The sequence below is a fragment of the Janibacter sp. Soil728 genome, from assembly GCF_001428305.1.
GTDB lineage: Bacteria > Actinomycetota > Actinomycetes > Actinomycetales > Dermatophilaceae > Janibacter.
This window is the reverse complement of sequence record NZ_LMRZ01000001.1, coordinates 379,213-401,878: the sequence shown is the minus strand read 5'-3', so window position 1 is coordinate 401,878 and position 22,666 is coordinate 379,213. Positions and strand designations below refer to the sequence as shown.

Annotated in this window: 21 protein-coding genes; 3 read left to right on the top strand and 18 right to left on the bottom strand. The window is 70.1% G+C overall.

All coding sequences use genetic code 11. The features are described 5' to 3' along the window. Positions 1-8: 8 nt before the first annotated feature. From ASG73_RS01900 to ASG73_RS01850, 11 genes are all read right to left on the bottom strand, one after another. Positions 9-1,505: a CoA-acylating methylmalonate-semialdehyde dehydrogenase gene (locus ASG73_RS01900; RefSeq protein ID WP_055989966.1), complete on the bottom strand. Its 1,497-nt coding sequence runs from the start codon at positions 1,503-1,505 to the stop codon at positions 9-11. 143 nt (positions 1,506-1,648) lie between these two features. Further along, positions 1,649-2,698: a Gfo/Idh/MocA family protein gene (locus ASG73_RS01895; RefSeq protein ID WP_268766351.1), complete on the bottom strand. Its 1,050-nt coding sequence runs from the start codon at positions 2,696-2,698 to the stop codon at positions 1,649-1,651. A 38-nt stretch (positions 2,699-2,736) separates the two neighbouring features. After that, the gene (locus ASG73_RS01890) at positions 2,737-3,645 is read right to left on the bottom strand and encodes an ATP-binding cassette domain-containing protein (RefSeq protein WP_055989963.1); all 909 of its coding nucleotides are present in this window, start codon (positions 3,643-3,645) and stop codon (positions 2,737-2,739) included. After that, entirely contained in the window at positions 3,642-4,694 is a 1,053-nt protein-coding gene (locus ASG73_RS01885) for an ABC transporter permease (protein WP_055989960.1), read from the bottom strand. The genes ASG73_RS01890 and ASG73_RS01885 overlap by 4 nt, the downstream gene beginning before the upstream one ends. Continuing rightward, the gene (locus ASG73_RS01880) at positions 4,694-5,671 is read right to left on the bottom strand and encodes a sugar ABC transporter substrate-binding protein (protein ID WP_200946644.1); all 978 of its coding nucleotides are present in this window, start codon (positions 5,669-5,671) and stop codon (positions 4,694-4,696) included. The genes ASG73_RS01885 and ASG73_RS01880 overlap by 1 nt, the downstream gene beginning before the upstream one ends. 70 nt (positions 5,672-5,741) lie before the next feature. Next, a complete protein-coding gene (iolD, locus tag ASG73_RS01875) occupies positions 5,742-7,715 on the bottom strand; it encodes a 3D-(3,5/4)-trihydroxycyclohexane-1,2-dione acylhydrolase (decyclizing) (protein WP_055989954.1) in 1,974 nt (657 codons plus the stop codon). Further along, a complete protein-coding gene (gene iolB / locus ASG73_RS01870; protein ID WP_082566925.1) occupies positions 7,712-8,647 on the bottom strand; it encodes a 5-deoxy-glucuronate isomerase in 936 nt (311 codons plus the stop codon). The genes iolD and iolB overlap by 4 nt, the downstream gene beginning before the upstream one ends. Next, on the bottom strand, positions 8,644-9,564 hold the full coding sequence (locus tag ASG73_RS01865) for a Cgl0159 family (beta/alpha)8-fold protein (RefSeq protein WP_055989951.1): 921 nt from the start codon (positions 9,562-9,564) through the stop codon (positions 8,644-8,646). Before ASG73_RS01865 ends, iolB begins: the two co-directional genes overlap by 4 nt. After that, positions 9,561-10,523, bottom strand: a complete 963-nt coding sequence (gene iolC / locus ASG73_RS01860) for a 5-dehydro-2-deoxygluconokinase (RefSeq protein ID WP_055989948.1) — start codon at positions 10,521-10,523, stop codon at positions 9,561-9,563. Before iolC ends, ASG73_RS01865 begins: the two co-directional genes overlap by 4 nt. Next, on the bottom strand, positions 10,523-11,473 hold the full coding sequence (locus ASG73_RS01855; RefSeq protein WP_055989945.1) for a TIM barrel protein: 951 nt from the start codon (positions 11,471-11,473) through the stop codon (positions 10,523-10,525). Before ASG73_RS01855 ends, iolC begins: the two co-directional genes overlap by 1 nt. 2 nt (positions 11,474-11,475) lie before the next feature. Beyond that, complete coding sequence (locus ASG73_RS01850) at positions 11,476-12,498, bottom strand: Gfo/Idh/MocA family protein (protein ID WP_055989942.1); 1,023 nt, start codon at positions 12,496-12,498, stop codon at positions 11,476-11,478. A 137-nt stretch (positions 12,499-12,635) separates the two neighbouring features. Here ASG73_RS01850 and ASG73_RS01845 point away from each other — a divergent pair, with 137 nt between their 5' ends. Further along, a complete protein-coding gene (locus ASG73_RS01845; protein WP_055989939.1) occupies positions 12,636-13,376 on the top strand; it encodes a GntR family transcriptional regulator in 741 nt (246 codons plus the stop codon). A 48-nt stretch (positions 13,377-13,424) separates the two neighbouring features. On the opposite strand, the gene ASG73_RS01840 is transcribed toward ASG73_RS01845, so the two are convergent. From ASG73_RS01840 to ASG73_RS01815, 6 genes are read right to left on the bottom strand one after another with little or no spacing between them, the layout of a single operon-like run. Beyond that, complete coding sequence (locus ASG73_RS01840) at positions 13,425-14,174, bottom strand: hypothetical protein (RefSeq protein WP_156466100.1); 750 nt, start codon at positions 14,172-14,174, stop codon at positions 13,425-13,427. After that, complete coding sequence (locus tag ASG73_RS01835; protein ID WP_055989933.1) at positions 14,171-15,142, bottom strand: vWA domain-containing protein; 972 nt, start codon at positions 15,140-15,142, stop codon at positions 14,171-14,173. The genes ASG73_RS01840 and ASG73_RS01835 overlap by 4 nt, the downstream gene beginning before the upstream one ends. Further along, positions 15,139-16,122, bottom strand: a complete 984-nt coding sequence (locus tag ASG73_RS01830; RefSeq protein WP_156466099.1) for a VWA domain-containing protein — start codon at positions 16,120-16,122, stop codon at positions 15,139-15,141. The genes ASG73_RS01835 and ASG73_RS01830 overlap by 4 nt, the downstream gene beginning before the upstream one ends. Then, positions 16,122-16,595 (bottom strand): hypothetical protein, encoded by a 474-nt coding sequence (locus tag ASG73_RS01825; protein ID WP_055989927.1) that lies wholly within the window; start codon positions 16,593-16,595, stop codon positions 16,122-16,124. The genes ASG73_RS01830 and ASG73_RS01825 overlap by 1 nt, the downstream gene beginning before the upstream one ends. Further along, the gene (locus ASG73_RS01820; RefSeq protein ID WP_055989924.1) at positions 16,585-17,466 is read right to left on the bottom strand and encodes a DUF58 domain-containing protein; all 882 of its coding nucleotides are present in this window, start codon (positions 17,464-17,466) and stop codon (positions 16,585-16,587) included. Before ASG73_RS01820 ends, ASG73_RS01825 begins: the two co-directional genes overlap by 11 nt. An 8-nt stretch (positions 17,467-17,474) precedes the next feature. Further along, positions 17,475-18,467 (bottom strand): AAA family ATPase, encoded by a 993-nt coding sequence (locus tag ASG73_RS01815; protein ID WP_055989921.1) that lies wholly within the window; start codon positions 18,465-18,467, stop codon positions 17,475-17,477. Between the two features lie 399 nt (positions 18,468-18,866). Between ASG73_RS01815 and ASG73_RS01810 the strand changes: the two genes are divergently transcribed. Together ASG73_RS01810 and ASG73_RS01805 are read left to right on the top strand one after the other, a co-directional pair. Next, positions 18,867-20,231 (top strand): MATE family efflux transporter, encoded by a 1,365-nt coding sequence (locus tag ASG73_RS01810; protein WP_055989918.1) that lies wholly within the window; start codon positions 18,867-18,869, stop codon positions 20,229-20,231. 83 nt (positions 20,232-20,314) lie between these two features. Next, entirely contained in the window at positions 20,315-21,934 is a 1,620-nt protein-coding gene (locus ASG73_RS01805) for an alanine/glycine:cation symporter family protein (RefSeq protein WP_055989915.1), read from the top strand. A 64-nt stretch (positions 21,935-21,998) separates the two neighbouring features. Here the strand turns inward: ASG73_RS01805 and ASG73_RS01800 are convergent, their stop codons facing one another. After that, complete coding sequence (locus ASG73_RS01800) at positions 21,999-22,622, bottom strand: hypothetical protein (RefSeq protein ID WP_055989912.1); 624 nt, start codon at positions 22,620-22,622, stop codon at positions 21,999-22,001. Positions 22,623-22,666 lie beyond the last annotated feature (44 nt).

The following is a 22,666-nucleotide window of genomic DNA, read 5'->3' as shown; positions in this document are numbered from 1 at the left end:
CGCCGTCGTCAGTCGTTCTCCGGGAAGCCCAGGTTGAGCCCGCCGTGGCTCGGGTCGAGCCAGCGCTGGGTGACCGCCTTGGTGCGGGTGAAGAAGTGCACGCCCTCGATGCCGTGGGCGTGGGTGTCACCGAAGAGCGAGTTCTTCCACCCACCGAAGGAGTAGTAGGCCATCGGTGTCGGGATCGGCACGTTGATGCCGACCATGCCGACCTCGACCTCGTGCTGGAAGCGCCGCGCGGCGCCGCCGTCGTTGGTGAAGATCGTCGTGCCGTTGCCGTAGGGGTTGTCGTTGATCAGCTGCAGCCCCTCGTCGTAGGAGTCGATCCGCACGATGCACAGGACGGGACCGAAGATCTCGTCGGTGTAGATCGACATGTCCGGCGTGACCTTGTCGAAGAGGGTCGGCTGGAGGAAGTACCCCGGGCCGAGGTCACCCGCCCCCTCGCGTCCGTCGACGACGAGCTCGGCGCCCGAGGCGACGCCCTGCTCGACGTAGCCGGTCACCTTGTCCAGGTGAGCCCTGGTGACGAGCGGGCCCATGTCGGACTCGCCCATGCCGTCGCCGGTGCGCAGCGTCCTGGTCCGCTCGACGATCCTGGTGACGAGCTCGTCGGCGATCGACTCGGTGGCGAGCACGACGGAGATCGCCATGCAGCGCTCCCCGGCGGCGCCGTACCCGGCCGAGACCGCTGCGTCGGCCGCCAGGTCGAGGTCGGCGTCGGGCAGGACGAGCATGTGGTTCTTGGCGCCTCCGAGGGCCTGGACGCGCTTGCCGTTGGCGACACCCCGCTCGTAGACATGGCGGGCGACCGGGGTCGAGCCGACGAAGGAGATCGCCTTGACGTCCGGGTGGTCCAGGAGCGCGTCGACGGCCTCCTTGTCACCGTGGACGACATTCATCACGCCATCGGGCAGGCCGGCCTCGCGCCACAGGTCGGCGATGAGGTTGACCGCGGTCGGGTCCTTCTCGCTGGGCTTGATGACGACCGTGTTGCCGGTGGCGATGGCCATCGGGACGAACCACAGGGGAACCATCGCCGGGAAGTTGAAGGGTGAGATGACGCCGACGACGCCGAGCGGCTGCAGGATCGAGTAGGCGTCGATGCTCGTCGACACGTTTTCGGAGAAGCCGCCCTTGAGCAGGTGTGGGATGCCGCAGGCGAACTCGACGACCTCCTGCCCGCGGGAGATCTCGGCCTTGGCGTCGTCATAGGTCTTGCCGTGCTCGGCGGTGATCGCCAGCGCGATCTCGTCCTTGCGCTCCTCGAGCAGCTGGCGGAAGGCGAAGAGGATGCGCACCCGCCGCGCGAGCGAGACCGTGCCCCACTCCTTGGCGGCCGCCTTGGCCACGGCCACGACCTCACCGACGGTCTCGCTGCTCGCCAGGTCGAGGGCACCGGTGACCTCGCCCGTGGCGGGGTTGAAGACCTCGGAGGTGCGCTCGGCCTCCCCCTCCCACGGCGAGTGGCCGACCAGGTGGGTGATGCGGGTGGGGGTGCTCATGCGTGCCTCCTCAAGGCTATTTGTCAGGACATATTAACAACTCGACGAAGGGGGCGGAACCCCCCTTCGTCCCGGTGCTTGGCTCCCGAGGACCTGCATTGCCCTATGGCAATGCAGACGAACGGCCCAAAACGTGCATTGCCCTATGGCAATGCAGGTATGGGGGCCAGGACGACGTCGACGGGCTGGCCGGTGGCCAGCGACTCCATCCCGGCGGTGCACACGACGGTCGAGGCGTAGCCGTCCCAGCTCGTCGGGCCGGTGCGCTCACCGCGACGGGTCGCGTCGACCCAGGCCTGCACCTCGATGTCGTAGGCCCGTTCGAAGCGCACGCGGTAGTCGGGCACGATCGGCCCACCCCACGCCCCGTCCCCGCCCGCCGGGTCGGCGACGGTCGTGTAGACCTCCCCCCAGGGGCGACCGATGATCGCGCTGCCGTCCTCCCCGACGGCCTCGCAGCGCACCTCGTAGCCGGTGCGACTGTTGACGAAGACCTCGTTGGTGACGACCGCGCCCGAGGCCATCCGGAAGATCGTCACCTGCGGGTCGACGACGCCGGCGAGGGCGTGCGAGGTCGGCGCCGGGCCGATGACCTGGATCGAGACGATCTCCTCGGCGAGCAGCCAACGGGCACAGTCGACCTCGTGCACCAGGCTGTCACGCACGATCATCTCGGAGCGGAAGTCGGGGTTGGGCACGCTCTTGTTGCGGTGGGTCTGGTGAAGCAGGAGCGTGCGGCCCATCCGGCCTGACTCGATGAGCTCGTGCAGTCGCATGTACTCGGGGTCGAAGCGCCGCATGAAGCCCACCTGCACCAGCGGCCGCCCCCCGGCCCGCTCGGCCTCGATGACCCGCAGCGAGGACTCGCTGTCCATCGTCAGCGGCTTCTCGCACAGCACCTTCTTGCCCTGCTCGATGCACGCGAGCAGCTGCTCCTCGTGGACGGATCCGGGCGAGGCGAGCAGGACCGCGTCGACCTCGCCGGAGGCGATCAGGGCGAGCGGGTCGTCGTGGACCGTGACGCCACCGAGCTCGTCGGCGAGCGCGCGTGCCCGATCACCGTCGGGGTCGGCGATCGCCGTGAGGGTGGCGCCGGCGATGCGGGTGGCGAGCCGGCGGGCGTGGTCGGCCCCCATCAGTCCGACCCCGACGACACCGACCCGGAGCGACCCTTCGAGGCTCGTCCCGCCCACTCGGGACGTGGGACCCAGCACCTCAGGACCCGGGGAGGTCACACCTCTCCCTTCGGCTCGTGGTCGCGGGAGGACCCGGCCTGCACCTTGGGCTTGCCCGGTCCGGCCAGCTCGATCTCCGGATTGTCCGGATCCACGACCTTGCCCGGGTTGACGTCACCCAGCTCGTGCTTGAGCTCGTCGAGCTCCTGCCCACCGGCCATCTCCGCGGTCAGCTGGTCGAGCGTCAGCGCATCGCGAGGTGCGTCGAGAGTCAGCCGGCCGAGCTTGAGGATGATGAAGTGGTTGCCCACGAGGTAGGCATGGTGCGGGTTGTGGGTGATGAAGACGACGCCGAGGCCGGCGTCGCGCGCCTTGGCGATGTACTTCAGCACCACCCCCGACTGCTTGACACCCAGAGCAGCCGTCGGCTCGTCGAGGATGATGACCTTGGCGCCGAAGTAGATGGCGCGGGCAATCGCGATGCACTGCTTCTGCCCACCGGACAGGCCACCGACCGGGCGGTCGAGGTCGCCGATCTGGATGCCCATCTTCTGCAGCTCCTCGTCCGCGATGGTCTTCATCCGCCTCGCGTCGAGGAAGAGTCCCGAGCGGATCTCGTTGCCCATGAAGAAGTTGCGCCACACCGACATCAGGGGCGCGAGCGCGAGGTCCTGGTAGACCGTCGCGATCCCCAGTGCCTGCGCGGCGCGCGGCGAGGCGAGATGACGCTTGACCCCGTTGACCTCGAAGCTGCCCGAGGTGTGCTCGTGGAGGCCCGCCATGATCTTGATGAGCGTCGACTTGCCGGCGCCGTTGTCGCCGAGCACGCACGTCACCTCACCCGGGTAGACCTCGAGGTTGACCCCCCGCAGGGCGTGGACATTGCCGTAGGACTTGCCGACGTCCTGCATGATCACGAGCGGCTCGACACCGGGCGGACGGCGGTGGATGGTCTCGGTGCTCATCGGGAATCCGCCTTCTTCTTCACGTAGAGGTTCACCAAGGTCGCCAGGAGGAGCATGACGCCGAGGAAGGTGTAGAACCAGTCGACATTCCAGCCCGCGTAGTTGATGCCCAACCGGGTCATGCCGAAGATCAGCGCACCGAGTGCGGCACCCACGACGGAGCCATAGCCACCCGTGAGCAGACACCCGCCGACGACTGCGGCGATGATGTAGATGAACTCGTTGCCCACGCCCTCGCCGGACTGCATGACGTTGTACGAGAAGAGCAGGTGCATGCCGAGCATCCAGGCGCAGAACCCGACGGTCATGAAGAGACCGATCTTGACCGCCTTCACCGGGACGCCGACGGCACGAGCCGCGTCCGAGTCACCGCCCGCAGCGAAGATCCAGTTGCCGACGCTGGTCTTCTGCAGCACGAGCGCGGCGACGACCACCATGATCAGCCAGTAGACGACGAGCGACTTGATGTCGACCGGACCGATCTGCACGCTCCAGGCGAAGACGGAGCGCGCCGACTCGTAGCCGGCCATGTCCGAGATCGTCGGCGTCGAGACGGTGCCACCGACGAGCCGGGTGACGGCCAGGTTGGCCCCCTGGAGCACGAAGAAGGTCCCCAGCGTCACCAAGAAGCTGGGTAGCCCCGTACGCATGAGCATCCAGCCGTTGAAGGCGCCCACCGCCAGTGAGAACACCAGGGCGGCGATCACCCCGATCCAGACATTGAGCCCGAAGTTCCACGCGGTCAACGCCGCACAGATCCCCGAGGCAGTCGCCGCGACACCGGTGGACAGGTCGAACTCGCCGCCCACCATGAGCAGGGACACCCCGACCGCCATGATCCCGATCGACGCTGCCGCATAGAGGATCGTGCCGGTGTTGCCCAGGCTGCGGAAGGACGGTGCCACGGCCAGGAAGAGCGCGGCCACCGCGAGGGCGCCGATGAGCGCGCCGATCTCGGGTCGGGCGAAGAGGAGCCCCATCCTCCCCTTCGCGACGACGCGGTCATCGGTGTCACCCGGGGGAGGTGCCGTGGCGGTCGGGGTGCTCATTACTTGGCCTGATCGAGCAGGATGTCGACGTTCTTGTCATCGATGAACGCCGGGCCGGTGTAGACGGGCTGGCCACCACCCATGGATGCACCCTTTTGAACGCGCAGCCACAGCGCGTCGACGGCCATGTAGCCCTGGACGTAGGGCTGCTGGTCGACGGCCCACTCGATCTTGCCGTCCTTGATGGCCTTGAGCGCGTCGTCGTTGAGGTCGAAGGTGGACAGCTTGGCCTTGCTGCTCGCCTCCCCGATCGACTTCGTGGCGACCATCGCGATCGGCGCGCCGAGCGTGATGACGTTGGTGATGTCCTTGTCCTGCTGCAGCTTGGCCGTCAGGGTCGACTGGACGTTGGCGGTGTCGGTTCCCTTGACGTAGACCTTCTCGGTGTTCTTGAACTTGTCGGCCACGCCCTTGCAGCGAGCCTCGAGCCCGACGTGCCCCTGCTCGTGGATGACGCAGAGGACCTTGCCGGCCTTCTCCGTGGTGAAGCGCTCACCGGCGGCCTCACCGGCGAGGGTCTCGTCCTGACCGAAGTAGGACAGCACGCCCATGTCCTTCCAGTCCTCCATACCGCCGTTGAGCGCCACGACGGGGATGTCGGCACCGACGGCCTTCTCCACGTTGGCCCTCATGGCGTCCGGCTTGGCGAGGGTCACCGCGATGCCGTCGACCTTCTTGTCGACGGCCTGCTGCACCAGGGTGGACTGCCGGGCCCCGTCCGGGTCGGCGGTGTACTCGAGCTTGACGTTGTCCTTCTTGGCAGCGTCCTCGGCTCCTGCACGCACCTGGTCCCAGAAGGTGTCTCCCGGTGCGGCGTGGGTGATGAGGGCGACCGTCATCTCAGGGGTGTCGGCCTTGCCACCGGCGGCATCTGCCCCGGTGTCCTCCTGCTTGCCCCCGGAGGAGGAGCAGGAGGCCAGGGCGAGCGCGGCCACGGCCGAGGTCGCCATGACGCTGACGCGTGAAATACGGGACATGGTTCTGCCTTTCTCAGATCCCTCGCTCCATTGCGGGGGAAGGGGGTCGAGGCCCGGGCGGGCACCGGATTCAGTTGTGATTCTGCTGCTTGCCACCATCGTCCGGCGAGAGATCCGCCGGGTCGAGATGCGAACGTTGTCCGGCCTTGTGTCGCTCGTACTCCACCCGCGCCGTTCGGGTGCTGTCGAGGTCGCTCACCTCGCTGACCGGCACCTCCCACCAGCTGGCGGAGTCCGGGCCGTGGACGAGCGGGTCGGTCTCGACGTGGATGACGATCGGTCCGCCGTCGGTGGGGGCGGCCTTGGCCTCGGCGATCGCGGCCGCCAACCCCGGGCGGTCGTGCACCTCGATGACGTGGCAGCCGAGCGAGCGGGCGTTGGCGGCCAGGTCGACCGGGAGGACCTCGCCGTCGAGCCGGCCGCTCGCGTCGCTCCGGCCGCGGTAGGCGGTGCCGAAGCGCTGGCTGCCCAGGTCCTGCGACAGCGAGCCGATGGAGTGGAAGCCCTGGTTCTGCACCAGCACGACGATGACCTTGGTCCGCTCCTGCACAGCCGTGACCAGCTCGGTCGGCATCATCAGGTAGCCGCCGTCGCCGACCATCGCGAAGACCTCTCGGGTCGGGTCGGCCCAGCGGATCCCGATCGAGGCCGGGATCTCGTATCCCATGCAGGAGTAGCCGTACTCGACGTGGTAGCCGCGCCGGTCGCGAACCCGCCAGCTCTTGTGCAGGTCGCCGGGCATCGAGCCGGCGGCACAGAGGACGACATCCCGCGGGTCGCTCAGCTCGTTGACCAGACCGAGGACGGCGCCCTGGGTGAGCAGCCCCTCGGCGAGTGCATCGGTGACCTGCGACGAAGGGTGGTGGGCCGCCTCGACCTGCGCGTCCCAGTCCGCCCACAGCCGGGTCTGCTCCTCCCGGTAGCCGTCGTCGACGGACCAGCCGGCGAGCACGTCGGTCAGGGCGGTGATCGCCTCCCGCGCGTCACCGACGACGGTCAGCCCTGAGTGCTTGACCGCGTCGAAGGAGGCGATGTTGAGGTTGACGAAGCGCACCCCTTCGGCGGCGAAGGCCGTCCGGGACGCGGTCGTGAAGTCCTGGTACCTCGTCCCGATGCCGATGACGACATCGGCTTGCGCCGCAACGGCGTTGGCAGCGGTGGTCCCGGTGGAGCCGACAGCGCCCAGGAGCTGGGGGTGGCCGTGCAGGAGCGAGCCCTTGCCGGCCTGGGTCTCCCCGACGGGGATGCCGGTCGCGGCACAGAGGGTCGCGAGCGCGTCCTCGGCCCCGGAGTAGTGGACGCCGCCGCCGGCGATGATCATCGGGCGCTGGGCCGACCGGATGATCTGCGCGGCCTGCTCGACCCGGGACGGCTCGGCCGGCGGCCGGGCCACGTGGTGGGTGCGCTCGGCGAAGAGCTCGAGCGGCCAGTCGTGGGCCTCGGCCTGGACGTCCTGCGGGAGCGAGATCGTCACCGCTCCGGTCTCTGCGGGGTCGGTGAGGACCCGCATCGCCGAGAGGAGGATGCTCGGCAGCTGCTCGGGCCGACGCACCTCGTCGTAGAAGCGCGAGAGCGGGCGGAAGGCGTCGTTGACCGTGAGGTCGCCACCGTGCGGCTGCTCGAGCTCCTGCAGCAGCGGGCCGGCCGAGCGGGTGGCGAAGGTCGAGCTCGGCAGCAGCAGCACCGGGATCCGGTTGATCGTCGCGAGCGCGGCACCGGTGAGCATGTTGGTGCTGCCGGGGCCGACCGAGGCGGTGCACGCCCAGGTCTGCAGCCGGTCCTTCTGCTTCGCGTAGGCGACGGAGGTGTGCACCATCGCCTGCTCGTTGCGGGCCAGCACATAGGGCAGGTGGCCCGGACCCTCACCGCTCGCGAGCTCGGCCTGCAGCAACGCCTGGCCGACACCGGCGACATTGCCGTGGCCGAAGATGCCGAGCACCCCGGCGAAGAGGCGCTGCCGCTCGCCGTCGCGCTCGCTCCACTGGGCTCCGAGGAAGCGCACGAGCGCCTGGGCGACGGTCAGCCGCACGCTCGCCTCGCTCATCGCTCCCCCTTCCACGTCTCGCGCACGTGCCCGTGCGCGGGGTCGTCGCAGATCAGCCAGACCCGCTCGGGGCCGGGGCCGGCCATCACGTTGAGGTAGTAGAGGTCGGCGTCGGGGGCGGCCATCGCCGGCCCGTGCCAGCCGTGCGGCACGAGGACGGTGTCGCCGGTGGCGACCTCGACGAGCACGTCGATGTCACGACCCTCGGCGCCGTAGACCTGCTGGTAGCCGACCGGTTGGCGGCCGTCCTCGCGGTCGGTGCCGCGGGTGATCGGGGCACGACCGGCGGCGGCGTCACCGACGGACTGCGTCTCGAAGTAGTAGATCTCCTCGAGCTCGCTCTCCTGAGCCGGCCGATCGGTGTCGTGCTTGTGCGGCGGGTAGGAGGACCAGCCGCCGGCGGGCGTGATGACCTCGCAGGCGAGGATCTGCTCGGCGCCGGGCAGGGTGTCGGGCATGCCGAAGCCGCGCACCTCGCGGCTGCACGAGCCGGCGCCCCTCAGCTCGACGGGCACCCGGTCGGCCGGGACGACGACCACCTCACGGCCACCGCCGGCCCGATCGTCGACCCGAGCCCCGCACAGGGCGATCCGTGCAGTCGACCCACCGTGGTTGACGATCTCGAGGTCGCTCCCGGCAGGCGCGTAGAGCGTGTCGCTCGGACCGGCGAAGACGCTGGGCCGACCGGCGAGCACGTGCTCGCTCCCTGCGGCCGTCACCGTCGCACCGCCCACCAGCGGCACGACGATGCCCTCCTCCCCGGAGAGTGTGTGCGCCAAACGGGCTCCCGGCTCGAGCACCGCGATGCGCAGCGAGGTGTGCTGCCACCCGTCGATGTCGTCGGTGATCTCGACGGCCCAGGAACCCCCCTTCGGCGCGAAGGGGTGGAACCAGCGCTCGTTGTCCGCTCCGGTGCGGGGGGTGTGGTTCATGCGCCACCCCCGTGCACGAGGTCGGCCGCGATGTCCACGGCCGCGGCGACGTCGCCGTCGGGTGGGTAGAGCAGCGCCCGGCCGACGACGAGACCGCGCACCTGCGGGATCGACAGCGAGCGTCCCCACGCGGCGTAGGTGTCACGCGGGTCGCCCGTGGGGTCACCGCCGAGCAGGAGCGAAGGGAGGGTCGTCGAGTCCATGACCCGCTCCAGCTCGTCGACGACGGGCAGCTTCAGCCACGTGTACGCACTCGTCGCGCCCAGACCGGAGGCGACGGTGATCGAGCGGATCGTCGACTCGGGGTCGAGCAGGTTGACGACCTTGCCGTCACGTCGGGTGGACCAGAAGGGCTCGACCATCGCCATCGTCTGGTGCGCGGCGAGCTCGGTGATCGCGCGGGCGCTCGCCTCGAGGGTGGCGACGCTCGCCGGGTCCTGCAGGTCGATGCGGGTGAGCATCTTGCCGCCGTCGATCCCGCGAGCGAGGATCTCGGCCGCCGTGTGCGAGGTGAAGCGGTCGTCGAGCTCGAAGGAGGCGCCCTGCAGGCCCCCTCTGTTCATCGAACCGATCGCCACCTTGCCCTCGAGCGCACCCATGAGGAGCAGGTCGTCGAGGACGTCGGGGGTCCCGAGCACGCCGTCGACGCCCGGACGGGCCAGCCCGGCCGCCAGGCGCCGCAGCAGGTCCGAGCGCGAGGCCATCGCCGTGGCGTCACCGCGCACCCCGAGGGCCCCACGGGCCGGGTGGTCGGCGGCGATGAGCAGCATCCGCCCGTCGGCGGCCAGGAGCGGTCGGCGTGAGCGGGCGGCCCACCCGCGGGCGACGGCGCCGGGGTCGCTCGCGCGCACCATGGTCAGGCCCGCGATGTCGACGACGACCCCCTCGCTCGTGCTCACCCGGTCTGTCGTGCTCATGCGCTGGCTCCCTTCGCTGCCCACTGCGCCAGACCGGCCTCGACCTCGGCGACCGTGGGCATGGCGGTACTGCACTCCAGTCGGGACGCCACGATGGCTCCGGCGACGTTGGCGAACTCGAGGATCCGACGCAGGTCCCAGCCCTCGAGCAGCCCGTGGACGAGGGCACCACCGAAGGCGTCGCCGGCACCGAGGCCGTTGACGACCTCGACGAGGTACGGCGGGACCTCGACCCGCTCGTCCGCGGTGGCTGCGAGCACCCCCTTGGGTCCCTGCTTGACGATCGCGAGCTCCAGACCGCGCTCGAGGAGCGCGTCGGCCGCGCGGTGCGGGTCGGTCTCGCCGACGGCGACCTCGCACTCCTCCTTGTTGCCCACCGCGATGCTCACGTGCTCCAGGGCCGCTGCGACCTCGGTGCTCGCCCGGCTCGGGTCCGCCCAGAACATCGGCCGGTAGTCCAGATCGAGGACGGTGTGCCCGGCCCGGGCACGCGCGGCGAAGGCCGTGTGGTGCGCCGCGCGCGACGGCTCGGCACTCAGGCCGGTCACCGTGGTCCAGAAGACCCGCGCGGACCGGATCTCCTCCAGCGGCAGGTCCGCGTCGGTGAGCATCAGGTCGGGGGCGGTCGGCCAGCGGTAGAAGTACAGCGGGAAGTCGTCGGGCGGGTGCACCTCGCAGAAGGTGACCGGCGTCGGTGGCCCGTCCCCCTCGATGGCGGTGATGAACTCGCCTGCGACACCGAGACGCTGCGCCTCGGCCCGGACGTAGCGACCGAAGGCGTCGGCGCCCGTCTTGGTGATCAGCGCGGTGTCGCGGCCGTAGCGTGCCGCGGCCACGGCGACATTGGTGGCCGAGCCGCCGAGGAACTTCTCGAAGGTGCGCACCTCCTCCAGCGGCACCCCGTGGTCCAACGGGTAGATGTCCACCCCGGTGCGGCCCATCGTGATCAGGTCGTACATCACGCGTCCCCACGTTGGTCGAGGTGCGACGAAGGAGCCTCGAGACCCTCCGCGATCTCGACGAGGTGCGCCACCGACGTCCGTACGTCGGTGACGGGGTCACCGGCCCCCTTCGCCGTGGTGGGGTCGGCCGGGTCGCCCGCGAGGACCGTGTCCTGCTCGAGGACGTACCAGCCCGCGTAGCCGGAGCCTTCCAGTGCGGACACGATGGCTGCCACATCGATGTCCCCCTGACCCAGGGCGACGTACATGCCGGCCGCGACCGCGTCGGTGTAGCTCGCCGAGCCCTCCTGGACCTTGCGCGCCCAGGCCAGGTCCACGTCCTTGAGGTGCATGTGCGCGATCCGCTCGGGGTGCTCCTGCGCGACCCGCACCGGGTCACCGCCGCCGATGAGCAGGTGACCGGTGTCGAGGCACAGGCCGATGTGCGAGCCGTCGAGGACCCGATCGGTCTCCTCCCCGGACTCGACCATCGTGCCCACGTGCGGGTGCAGCGTGGCCGTGAGGCCTTGTCCCGCAGCGGCATCCGAGATCCGGTCGAGGTTGCCGAGCAGCGTCGACCAACCGGTCGCGTCGAGCTCGGGGCGGGCGTCGTAGCCCTGGGCGCCGGTGGCCGCGGCGAGGACGACGGTGCTCGCGTGAGCGGCGACGAGCCCGGCCATCGCAGCCTCGACGACAGGAAGGGGGTCGACCCCCGGGTCGTGCAGCACCACGGGGACGAACTGACCGACAGCGGCCAGGCCGTACTCGGCGAGCGTGTCCGCCTTGGCCTGCGGGTCGTCGGGGAGGAACCCGTCCGGTCCGAACTCGGTCGCGGCGATCCCCAGCTCACGCATCTGCGTCAGCACGGTCGGCGGCTGGTGCTGCCAGCCCCAGCCGGGGACCTCGCAGACACCCCAGGAGATGGGGGCTGCGGCGATCCGCTCGGCGAGCGGGGTGCGGTCCGTCATGGTCACAGTCCTTCGATCTCGGTCATGGCGACGGGGCGGCGCTCCGCCCGGGAGAGCTCGCACGCCTCCGCGACGCGGAAGGCCTCCAATGCGTCGGCGATCGTGCAGGGGCTGGGCGCCCGACCGGCGGCCACCTCGAAGAAGGCGGTCAGCTCGGCCTGGTAGGCGGGCAGGAAGCGCTCCATGAAGGACCACTTCTGCGGGCCGCGGGGGAAGTCGACGTCGGGCTCGGCGCTCGTCATCGCGAGGGTGTGGTCGAGCCCGGCGGTGATCGTGCCGCGCTCCCCCATGACCTCCATGCGCACGTCGTGCCCGCCGCCGTTGTAGCGCGTCGTCGACATGAGCACGAGGGTGTCGTCGTCGAGGGTCAGCACCGCGGCGCCCGTGTCGACGTCGCCTGCCGCGCTGAAGAAGTCGGCGCCCTTGTTGGCCCCCACGGCGTAGACCGAGGCGACCTCGCGGCCGGTGACATAGCGGATCGCGTCGAAGTCGTGGACCCCGCAGTCGCGGAAGATCCCGCCGGAGGTCGGGATGAACTCGGCCGGCGGCGGGGCCTGGTCGTGGGTGTTGGCGCGGATCGTGTGGACGAAGCCGAGCTCGCCCGAGGCCACCGCCTCGCGCACGCGACGGAAGCCGACATCGAAGCGACGCTGGTGCCCGATGTGCACGGGGGTGTCGCTGGCCGCCTCGAGCCGGGCCAGCTCGATCGTCTCCGCCAGACCGCCGGAGACCGGCTTCTCGCAGAAGGTGGGAACGCCCCCTTCGATCCCGCGGCGGATCCACTCGGCGTGGCCATTGGTCGCGGTCGCGACGACGAGCCCGTCGACGCCTGCGGCGAGCAGCTCCTCGGGGCGCACGACCTCGACCCGGGTGCCCGGGGCGATCTCGCGCAGGCGGACGGCGACCTCGTCCGCGACCCCCTCGCGCGCGTCGGTGATGACGAGCGTCTCCACAGCGGCGAGACCGGCCAGGGTCTCGGCGTGGAAGGCACCGATCCGGCCGAGGCCGACGAGTCCGATCCGCATCAGCGGGATCCTCCTTGGCGTGAGGGTGGGGCAACGTGATGCGGGACACTCTCGTCCAGCCCCTCACGCATGTCAACAGTTTGTCCTGACATGAGGACGTATGGCTGTCCGCCTGTGTTGCGCGTAGGCTCCCCGGCATGTCAGCGCTGCAGCTCGATGTGGTCATCGACCGGGCCTCCCCCGTGCCGCTGTACCACCAGCTCGCCGAGCAGCTGACCGCCGCGATCGACGACGGTCGCCTCCAACCCGGGGACCCCTTCGAGAACGAGCTCGCCCTCGCCGCGCGCCTCACGCTCTCTCGTCCGACCGTGCGCCGGGCCATCCAGGAGATGGTCGACCAGGGGCTGCTCGTGCGCCGGCGCGGCCTCGGCACGACTGTCGCCAACCGCAAGGTGCACCGCAAGGCACGTCTGACCTCGCTCTTCGACGACCTCGAGGCGGAGGGGCGCGAGCCGCGTACGGAGGTCATCGAGATCGGGATGGGCTGCGACGAGCGGGCCGCCGCCGCGCTCGACCTCGAGCCCGGGACCGAGATGCTCGCCGTGGTCCGGGTGCGCTCTGCCGGTGATCAACCGCTGGCGATCATGCACAACTGGCTGCCCCCGGCCCACGCGGAGATCACGCGGGAGGACCTCCAGGAGGAGGGGCTCTACGCCCTGCTGCGCAAGCGCGGGGTCAAGCCCGTCGTCGCGCAGCAGTCGATCGGCGCCCGGATGCCGACGGCCGCGGAGCGCCGCGCCCTCGGGCTGCGTCCCAGCCAGCCGGTGCTCACGATGACCCGGATGGCCTTCGACGCCTCAGGGGCAGCCATCGAGTTCGGAGACCACGCCTACCGGGCCTCGGACTACACGATCGACCTCATGCTCGACGAGCGCTGACCCGCCCCTCAGGCCGCATCTCCTTGAGGTCGTGCGGGCGAAGGGGGGTCACCAGGGCTTGTCGACGCCGTCGCTGCCCTTGTCCTGGCCCTCTTCCTCGCGCCGGTTGGCGTCGGCCTCCTTCTGACCGGTCTGGTTGCGGTCCTCGAGCTCCTTCTGCTTGGGGTCCTTCTTCTCCTCGGTCCCCTCACCCGGCTCCTTCTTGTCCTTCGAGTCGTCGGGGTCCTTGGGCTCCTGCTTCTCGCCCTTGCCCGTCTGCTCCTCGAGCTTGTCCTTCTGCTCCTGCTGCTTGCGCCCGGCGTCGCCGGCGTTGCCGTCGTCGGAGCCGTCCAGGCAGCCTTCGGGTCCGTCCTCGATGAGCTTGAGGGCCTCCTCGGCGAGGGCCTTCTCGCGGGCCGCGTCGCCGTCCTCCTTGGCCTTGTCCGACTGCTGGGAGATCGTGATGACGAGGTTGGTCCGCACGGTGCAGTCGTCCTGCGGGTTGCCGGTCCGGGCCAGGGCTGTCTCGAGGTCGGCCCGACCCCCTTCGAGGTCGCCGGAGATCGACTTGCCGGTCCCCTCGACGAAGGGAGCGCGCCACCGCTCGACGATGTTGAGGACGTGCAGCTTGTCGGCCGCGCTCACCATCCCGGCGCCGTCGTCACCGCCGTGGGCCTCCTGTGCCTGCCCCATGTTGATCGGCAGGGTGAGGAACCGTGCGGCCAGCACGAGCAGGATGATCGCGGGCAGGATCGTGGCCCAGATCAGCCGCCGGCGCCGCCGCAGGCGGGGTTCCACCGTGGGCCTGTCGGGACTCATGGCTCCACCCTTCGCAGTCGGCCGATCTCACGGGTGACGAGGAAGAGGTCGACGAGGAGCAGCGCCGCCATCACCAGCGCCGCGATCCACACCAGCGAGGTGTAGGTCTCGATCGAGGCGCCCGCACCCGCCACCGTCGTGCCGGGGTCGGCATCCTCCATCGCCGGTGCGATGTCACCACCGGTGCGGTGCGTGTACGGCACGTCGAGCTGCTTGGCGATCTCCTCCAGGCGCTTCTCGTCGATCGTGCTCACGCCCGGTTTGCCGGCGCTGTCCGTGACATCACCGCTGGTGCTCCCGTCGGCCTCGGTCTTGGCCATCTGCGCGCCCTGCGCGGTGCCGTACCCGAGGACGGCGCCGCCGTCGACGAGGTCGGGCAGGTCGAAGGGGGCCGGCTCGTCGGACGAGGTCTGCTCGCCGTCGCCGAGGTAGAAGACGATCCGTGACCGCTCGGGCTGGCGCTCCTTGGTCCCCTCGAGGGTCTTCTTGAGCCGGTCCTGGGCGACCGTCACCGAGGATCCGCCCGAGTACTGGCTGTCCTCCGCCCGCAGGTTCTCGGTCGCGGTCTTCAGCGCCTGGGTGTCCGTCGTGAGCGGCATGACCACCCGGGCAGCGAAGTCGAAGGTGATGATCGAGAACCGGGCCCCGGGCATCTCTTCCTGGATCTTGGCGATGTCCTCGCGGTAGCCCTCCAGCCGGGGGCGGCCCTCGCCGTAGTCCCGGGCCATCGCCGAGGTCGTCGTGTCGACGACGAAGAAGACGTTGACGTCGGAGGCGGCCTGCCGGGCGATCGCACCGTTGACGGCAGGTCCCAGCAGCGCGACGACCATGGCCAGGCTGGTCGCGACCCGCAGTCCCCACCGCACCCGGTGGCGGGACTCGGCGACCAGTCGCCAGCCGGTGAAGCCGACGAGCAGCAGCCCGGCGACGACGATCAGCGGCCAGGGGATGACGGGGTGCCAGCTCATCGGCGCCACCACCACAGGAGCGGGTAGAGCCCGATGAGTCCCAGCAGGCCCAGGCTCAGCCAGATGGTCGGCAGGTCGGTGCGGACGTGCACGGGGGCCACGTCGGGCAGCCGGGCGGCCTCGAGCTTGTCGATGTTGCTGGTCACCTCGTCGGTCGCGCCGGCCTGGTCGAGCCCCCACGTACGACCGCCGGTCTTCTCGGTGGCTGCGGACAGCTCGCTGTGGTTGGGGCCGTATGGGAGGGGGTTGAGCCCGTAGACGCGGACATTGCGCTCCTTGGCGAGCGTGGCGGCCTCGTCGATGGTGTAGACACCGCTGCCGTGGACCTCGTTGTCGGTGCCCAGGATGATCGCCCTCGGGCGCTTCTGGTCGACGTGGTCGAAGTTGTAGACGCAGCTGGCCAGCCCGTCCCCGGAGAGGGAGCTGGCGTAGATCCGCTCGTTGAAGGTGCCGTCGGTCGGGTCGTACTCCCCCCCGCCGAAGAGCGAGAAGCCGTCGGCATAACCGGTCAGCTGCTCCTCGACGAGGTCGTAGTCGTCGGTGAGGGGGAAGGCGGTCACTGCCTGGTTGTTCCAGAGCACCAGCCCGATCCGCTCGCCGCGGAAGTTCTTGACGATCTCGGCGAAGTCCTCGAGAACCGCCTTGTCGGTCCGGTACATCGACCCCGACACGTCGAGGCACAGCATGATGTCCCGGTTGTTCTTCTCCGGGTCGATCGTCTCCGTCGTCCCGGGGCGGCCGGCGGCGACGGCGATCGGGAGCACGACCAGCGCGATGAGTACACCGAGGCCGAGGAGACGCACCCGCTGGCGGGCCAAGGCCGCCCGGTAGGCGGGCAGCCGGGTGAGCCGGCGGGTGTGGGCGATGAGCACGGCATCCGTGGACGGCGTCTCCCGCCCGGCGACCCACCAGCCGACGCCCGCCACGAGGAGCGTCGCGAGGATGACGATCAGGGTCAGCCACCACCAGGTCAACCCCATCACGACCACCCCCCGACGACATCGCGAGCCGCCGCGGCCGAGCGCGGGAAGCCGCTCGAGTCGGCCTCCACCGCACCGAACTGGCGCGGGTAGAACTCCTCGATGAGCGTGGCCAGGTGTGCCGGCCCGCGCTCGCGGAGGTCGCTGGCGGTCATCGTCTCCGCCTTGAGCCCGCTGGCGCTGCTGACGAAGGCGCGCACGACCTTGGACAGCTCGTGGTGACCGCGGCGAGCCGGCATCGTGTCCGACCGCACGGCCTTGTCGATCTCGTCGATGCGGCGAAGGGCGTCACGGCGCAGCTTGAGCAGCGCGGCCGGCGGGAGGGAGCCGCGCCCGCCCTCCGGCTCGGGCCGGCGGGTGAGGAGCCAGATCGCGACGGCCCAGAGGATGAGTCCGAAGATGATGAAGCCACCCAGCACCGGCCAGGTGATGGAGTAGTCCTGAGGGGCGAGGTAGATCGGGTCAGCGTCCACGTCGCCTCTTCTCGAGCATGCGCACGATCATCGGCACGACCTCGTCGGTGTGGCCAGCGCGGGCAGAGGAGATGTCCGTGCGGCGCAGCATGGTCTCCACATCCGATCGTCGGGTGCTCTCCGAACGGCCGAACTCCTCGGCCAGTCGTCGGTCGGTGGCCAGCAGGTCGGGCAGCGTGTGATCGGCCGCGACATCGCGCACCAGCGTGTCGGGCGCGACCCCGAGCGGATCGAGGTCCGCGACGTCGACCCACAGCACCTCGTGGCGCAGCCGCAGCGTGCGCAGCACGTCCTCGACCTCGGCGGGCTCCACGCCGTCGTCGGCGATGACGAGCAGGACCTTGCGTCCCCTGACATTGCGACTGACGTGCCGCAGCAGTCCCGGCAGGTCCGAAGGGGGTGAGTCCGGCTGGGAGAGGGTCAGCGCCTCCTGCAGGAGCATCTCGAGGTGACCCTCTGAGCTGCGGGTGCGGGTGGCGTGGATCCGGCCGGGGCCCCCGCTGATCATCGAGACGTCATCGCCGTGACGGATGGCCAACCACCCCAGGACACCGGCAGCCATCACCGCGATGTCCCGCTTGGGCTCACCGCCTGCGGCGGTCGCGGCCATCTCCTGACCGGCAGGCATCACGATGATGAGCGAGAAGTGCCGCTCCGCGACATAGCGCTTGATGAGCATCGAGCCGTGCCGCGCCGAGGCACGCCAGTCGATGTCTCGGATGTCGTCACCGTAGGCGTACTCGCGCAGGTCGTCGAAGTCCATCGACCGCCCCTTGTGGACAGAGGCGTACCCACCGTCGAGCAGCGCGACCGAGCGACGTCGGACGTGGATCGACAGCTTGCCCTGGACCTGGTGGACGAGGCGGGTCATGGCGACCTCTACGGGGTGCGCACGGCGCGCACGACCGCGTCGATGATCGTCTCGACGCGCACGTCGTCGGCGGTGGCCTCGTAGGTGAGCAGCACGCGGTGGCGCAGCACGCGGTGGGCCAGGTGGCGCACGTCCTCGGGGATCACGTGGTCGCGGCCCTGGAGCAGGGCAGCGGCGCGCGAGGCCTTGGCGAAGGCGATCGACGCACGGGGGCTCGCGCCGATCTCGACATAGCGAGCCATCTCCGGAGGCATGACCTTGCCCGGGGCGCGGGTCGCCGCGACGATGAAGGTGATGTAGTCGAGGATCGCCTTGTCCAGGTAGACCGAGGCTGCCAGCCGCTGCAGCTCACGGGCGTCGGCGACGTCGATCATCGCGCGGTCGGGCTGGTCGAAGACGCCCGCATCGATGCGGCGCACGACCTCGGCCTCCTCCGCCGGGCTGGGGTAGTCGAGCAGGTCCTTGAGCATGAAGCGGTCGAGCTGCGCCTCGGGCAGGACGTAGGTGCCCTCCTGCTCGATGGGGTTCTGCGTCGCGAGGACGAGGAAGGGCTCGGGGAGCTTGAAGACCTGGCCGCCGATGGAGGTCTGACGCTCCTGCATCGCCTCGAGCATCGCGGACTGCGTCTTGGCAGAGCTTCGGTTGATCTCGTCGAGCAGGACGAAGTTGGCGTGCACCGGGCCGAGCTGGGTGACGAACTTGCCCTGGCTGGCGTCGTAGACCTGCGTGCCGACGATGTCGCTGGGCAGCAGGTCGGGCGTGCACTGGATGCGCTTGAAGGCCCCGCCGATCGCGGTCGCGAGCGCGTGCGCCGCGGTGGTCTTGGCCAGGCCCGGCACGGACTCGAGCAGGACGTGCCCGCTCGTCAGCAGACCGATGAGGAGGGTCTCACGCAGCCTCTTCTGGCCGACGACCTTGGCCTCGAAACCCTTGTCGACCGAGGCGACGAGGCTACGGGCCCGCTCCAGCTGGTCCTTGCTGATCCTGCTCGTGGGCGGCACGTCGCTCCCCTTTGGCTGCTGTGGTCGATGACGCGGCCACTCTACGTAGTCGGCGGGAGGCTGGCACTGGGGAGGACTCCCCTGCGCCGCCTCGCCCGGTGAGCGCTCAGCGTGGGTAGGAGAACGAGGTGCTCCCCCTGCAGGCACCCGAGGCCGCACGAGTTCGAGATCTACTTCGACCTCTGTGCCGACGCGGTGGACGGGAGTCCCGGATCACGGGGTCCCGCCCTTCGTCGTGGGTTGGTTGTGTGTTGAAGTGGGACTCCAGCTACCGGCACCGCGTATATGGCCGTGCAGGCACCACGAGTCCCTGTTCAACACACAACCTTCCAGCGACTGACAGCGCCTCTGGTGAAGGGGCCCTGTCCGCGCCGACCCGCCCTCCGTAGGGTTCTCGGCATGCCCGCGTCCGTCCCACCACCCGCCGCGATCCACGCCGGCCCCCGCCAGATCCTCGGTCTGGCCGTGCCGGCCTTCCTCGCGCTCGTGGCAGAGCCGCTCTTCCTCATGGTCGACGCGGCAGTCGTCGGCCGGCTCGGCGTCATCCCGCTCGCCGGTCTCGGGGCGGCGAGCTCGGTACTCCTCACTGCCGCAGGGATCTTCGTCTTCCTCGCCTACGGCACCACGAGCGTCGTCGCCCGTCAGTACGGCGCCGGGTCACGGCGCGGAGCCCTCGAGCTCGGGGTCGGTGGCGTGTGGCTCGCCGGCGGACTGGGGTTGTTGGCCGGCATCGTCGTCGGGCTCGGCGCCCGCCCGCTCGCCGAGGGCTTCAGCTCCTCCCCCGGCGCGCTCGACCAGGCGGTCATCTACCTGCGCGTGAGCGCCATCGGCCTCCCGGCAATGCTGCTCGTGCTCGCCGCCACCGGCATCCTGCGCGGGCTGCAGGACACCCGGACCCCGCTCGTCGTCGCCACCGCCGGATTCGGTGCCAATGCCGTCCTCTCGGTGGTCCTCGTCCTCGGCCTGGACCTGGGGATCGCCGGCGCCGCATGGGGCACGGTCATCGCCCAGTGGGGCATGGCCCTCGCGCTGCTCGTGGTCGTGCTGCGGGGAGGTCGGGCGGCGGGGGCCTCCCTTCGCCCGCATGTCGGCCGGGTCATCGGGGCCGCGCTCGACGGTCTGCCGCTGCTCATCCGCACCCTGGCCCTGCGCGCGGTCATCCTGCTCACGGTCGCAGCGGCGGCGTCCTTCGGCGACGTCCCGCTCGCGTCCTACCAGGTGACGACGACGATCTGGTCGCTCCTCGTGTTCGCCCTCGACGCGCTCGCCATCGCAGGCCAGGCGCTCACCGGAGCACAGCTCGGCAGCGGTGACGCGCGCGGTGCCCGCGCCGCCACGACACTCATGGTGCGGTGGGGGGTGTGGGGCGGCGTGGCTCTCGGCGCGGTGGTCCTCGCGCTGCACCGGGTGCTGCCCTCCCTCTTCACCGACGACCCGGCCGTGCGCAGCGCCATCGCCGCAGGGCTGGTCGTCGTCGCCCTCGGCCAGCCGCTCGCCGGGTACGTCTTCGTCATCGACGGCGTCCTCATCGGTGCCGGCGACGGTCGCTGGCTGGCCGGGTCGATGGCCCTGGTCCTGGTCGCCTACCTGCCCGTCGTGCTCGTCGCGCGCGCCATCGGCGGGGATCACGGTCCCGAGGCGGCCGTCGTCACGCTGTGGATCGCCTTCACCGTCTTCATGGCGGTACGCGGCCTCTTCATGGCCTGGCGCATCCGCGGAGACGCCTGGGCGGTGACCGGCGCCCAGCGCACCCGTCGGACGTGAGTCAGATCACAGGGTGATCACGAATCCGCTCTCGGAGCCGGTGGTCGGACACTCAGGCCGACAGGGCTGTTTTCCTCGTATGCATGACAGCACTCACCTTGGCTTCCGCCTCTGACAGCGGGGCTCTCTCAGCCATCGAAGACGCGATCGACTCCTTTTTCGAGCCCTTCGCCGCGTGGATCTCCGGCTGGGTCTTCTACGCCTTCCCTGTTGGAGACATCGAGATCCCGATCGTGGTGCTCTGGCTCGTCACCGCGGCAGTGATCATCTCCGCGGTGCTGGGCTTCCCACAGCTGCGCTACCTCAGGCTCTCCACGGAGGTCATCAGGGGGAAGTTCTCGCGCGCCGACGACCCGGGCGAGATCACCCACTTCCAGGCCCTGTCCTCTGCGCTGTCCGGCACGGTCGGGCTCGGAAACATCGCTGGTGTCGGTGCCGCCATGGCGCTCGGTGGAGCCGGTGCCACCTTCTGGATGATCATCTGCGGGCTGCTCGGCATGGCGACGAAGTTCGCGGAGTGCACCCTGGGTGTGAAGTACCGCAAGCAGAACGATGACGGCACCTTCTCCGGAGGTCCCTTCAAGTACATGCCGGTCGCCTTCGGCCGGCTCTTCGGCAAGGGCCCCGCGATGGTCCTCACCGGCCTCTTCGCCATCGCGATCTTCGGCTTCGGCGTCGGCGGCGGCAACATGTTCCAGGCCAACCAGACCTTCGTGCAGGCCCAGGAGGTCACGGGTGGCAGTGACGGCTTCCTCGGCTCGGACGGCGCCTCGCTGATCTTCGGCCTGATCATGGCCGGTCTCGTGGCCGCCGTCATCATCGGCGGGATCCAGTCGATCGCCCGAGTGACGAGCAAGCTCGTCCCCTTCATGGGCGTCACCTATGTCATTGCCTGCCTCTTCGTCATCCTCGCCAACTTCGATCACATCCCCGCTGCGGTCGTCGACATCTTCCAGGGTGCCTTCAGCCCGCAGGCCGGGCTCGGCGGTCTCGTCGGAGTCCTGATCGTCGGGTTCCAGCGCGCGGCATTCTCCAACGAGGCCGGCCTCGGCTCGGCCCCGATCGCCCACTCCCCGGTCAAGACGCGCCGGCCGGTCTCCGAGGGCTTCGTTGCTCTGCTGGAGCCCTTCATCGACACCGTCATCATCTGCACGATGACCGCGCTGACGATCATCATTGCCGACGCCCCGTCCTTCCAGGGCGGCATCGACCAGGTGATCGACGGTGGGCCCGTCCCCGACGGCGTCAGCCTCACCTCTGACGCCTTCGCCACCTTCCTGCCGTGGTTCCCCGTGGTCCTCGCGATCGCCGTGGCGCTCTTCGCCTTCTCCACGCTCGTCACGTGGAGCTACTACGGCGAGAAGGCCTGGGAGTTCTTCTTCGGCCACACGCGGCTCTCGCTCAACATCTACCGGCTGATCTTCTGCACCTTCACCGTCATCGGCACCGTGCTGACCTTCGGGCAGGTCCTGACGATCACCGACTCCTTCCTCTTCATCTGCGGCTTCATCAACCTGGCCGCCCTCTACATCCTGCTCCCGGAGGTCCGCAAGGAGATGAAGGAGTACCTCGCCGACCGCAAGTCAGGACGGCTCTTCGAGCTGGGCGCCGCAGACGACGCCGACCTCGCGGCCATCCGCGAGCAGCACGGCAACACCGACGAGCTGCCCGAGATGGAGGGCAGCGAGCTCAAGCACGACTGAGCCACGACCATCACGAAGGGAGCCGGGAGACGATGTCTCCCGGCTCCCTTCGTCCTGCACGGAGTCAGACGACGGCGGGGCGGGTGCTGTCGGCGTAGGAGTACCAGCCCTGACCTGCGAGGGCGTCCGCCACCCGACGGCGGCCGGCTGCGCCCTCGGACCGCACGAGCTCGAGCTCTGCCGGACGAAGGGGGGTCAGCGTCAGCATGCGCACGCGGTCGCCGTCGACCTCGAAGTCGCCGGGCCGGCCGGGCAGCTCCACACCGACGAGCGCGCCGAGGCGTCCGTCCGCCAGCCAGTCGGCGGGCGCGCCCTGACCGGAGAGCTCGACCGACAGGACCTCGTGGTTCTGGAGCGCCTCGCCGAGGCTCGCACCGGCGCCGGCAAGCGCCCCGGCGGCCTCCTCGAGCGCGGCAGTGAGCCAACGCCCTTCGCCAGCGGGGCCGGCCATCAGCTCGCGACCTTCGACGTAGAGCTCAATCGGAGGAGCTGCAGTCGTGGGGTCGCTCAGCCCGTCGGTCGCCACGACACCGGTGTGCGGGGTGGTCACGGCGACATAGCCGGCCGAGCCGCCCGGCCACAAGGCCGACTCATCGACATCGCCGAGGGCCGCGTGCTGGCTCCCGACCTGGCCGACGCCGCGCCAGAACTCGGCCCGCCGCTCACGGGTGCGCTCGATCTGCTCCATGGAAGTCACCCCTGCATCCTGCCTGCTGCCTGCCACGGACGGAA

Bases quoted from the DNA above. Each gene is read 5' to 3' on its own strand.
- ASG73_RS01900 (WP_055989966.1), bottom strand. From the start codon at position 1,505: ATGAGCACCCCCACCCGCATCACCCACCTGGTCGGCCACTCGCCGTGG.
- ASG73_RS01890 (WP_055989963.1), bottom strand. From the start codon at position 3,645: ATGAGCACCGAGACCATCCACCGCCGTCCGCCCGGTGTCGAGCCGCTC.
- ASG73_RS01885 (WP_055989960.1), bottom strand. From the start codon at position 4,694: ATGAGCACCCCGACCGCCACGGCACCTCCCCCGGGTGACACCGATGAC.
- ASG73_RS01880 (WP_200946644.1), bottom strand. From the start codon at position 5,671: ATGTCCCGTATTTCACGCGTCAGCGTCATGGCGACCTCGGCCGTGGCC.
- iolD (WP_055989954.1), bottom strand. From the start codon at position 7,715: ATGAGCGAGGCGAGCGTGCGGCTGACCGTCGCCCAGGCGCTCGTGCGC.
- iolB (WP_082566925.1), bottom strand. From the start codon at position 8,647: ATGAACCACACCCCCCGCACCGGAGCGGACAACGAGCGCTGGTTCCAC.
- ASG73_RS01865 (WP_055989951.1), bottom strand. From the start codon at position 9,564: ATGAGCACGACAGACCGGGTGAGCACGAGCGAGGGGGTCGTCGTCGAC.
- iolC (WP_055989948.1), bottom strand. From the start codon at position 10,523: ATGTACGACCTGATCACGATGGGCCGCACCGGGGTGGACATCTACCCG.
- ASG73_RS01855 (WP_055989945.1), bottom strand. From the start codon at position 11,473: ATGACGGACCGCACCCCGCTCGCCGAGCGGATCGCCGCAGCCCCCATC.
- ASG73_RS01850 (WP_055989942.1), bottom strand. From the start codon at position 12,498: ATGCGGATCGGACTCGTCGGCCTCGGCCGGATCGGTGCCTTCCACGCC.
- ASG73_RS01845 (WP_055989939.1), top strand. From the start codon at position 12,636: ATGTCAGCGCTGCAGCTCGATGTGGTCATCGACCGGGCCTCCCCCGTG.
- ASG73_RS01840 (WP_156466100.1), bottom strand. From the start codon at position 14,174: ATGAGTCCCGACAGGCCCACGGTGGAACCCCGCCTGCGGCGGCGCCGG.
- ASG73_RS01835 (WP_055989933.1), bottom strand. From the start codon at position 15,142: ATGAGCTGGCACCCCGTCATCCCCTGGCCGCTGATCGTCGTCGCCGGG.
- ASG73_RS01830 (WP_156466099.1), bottom strand. From the start codon at position 16,122: ATGGGGTTGACCTGGTGGTGGCTGACCCTGATCGTCATCCTCGCGACG.
- ASG73_RS01820 (WP_055989924.1), bottom strand. From the start codon at position 17,466: ATGACCCGCCTCGTCCACCAGGTCCAGGGCAAGCTGTCGATCCACGTC.
- ASG73_RS01810 (WP_055989918.1), top strand. From the start codon at position 18,867: ATGCCCGCGTCCGTCCCACCACCCGCCGCGATCCACGCCGGCCCCCGC.
- ASG73_RS01805 (WP_055989915.1), top strand. From the start codon at position 20,315: ATGACAGCACTCACCTTGGCTTCCGCCTCTGACAGCGGGGCTCTCTCA.
- ASG73_RS01800 (WP_055989912.1), bottom strand. From the start codon at position 22,622: ATGGAGCAGATCGAGCGCACCCGTGAGCGGCGGGCCGAGTTCTGGCGC.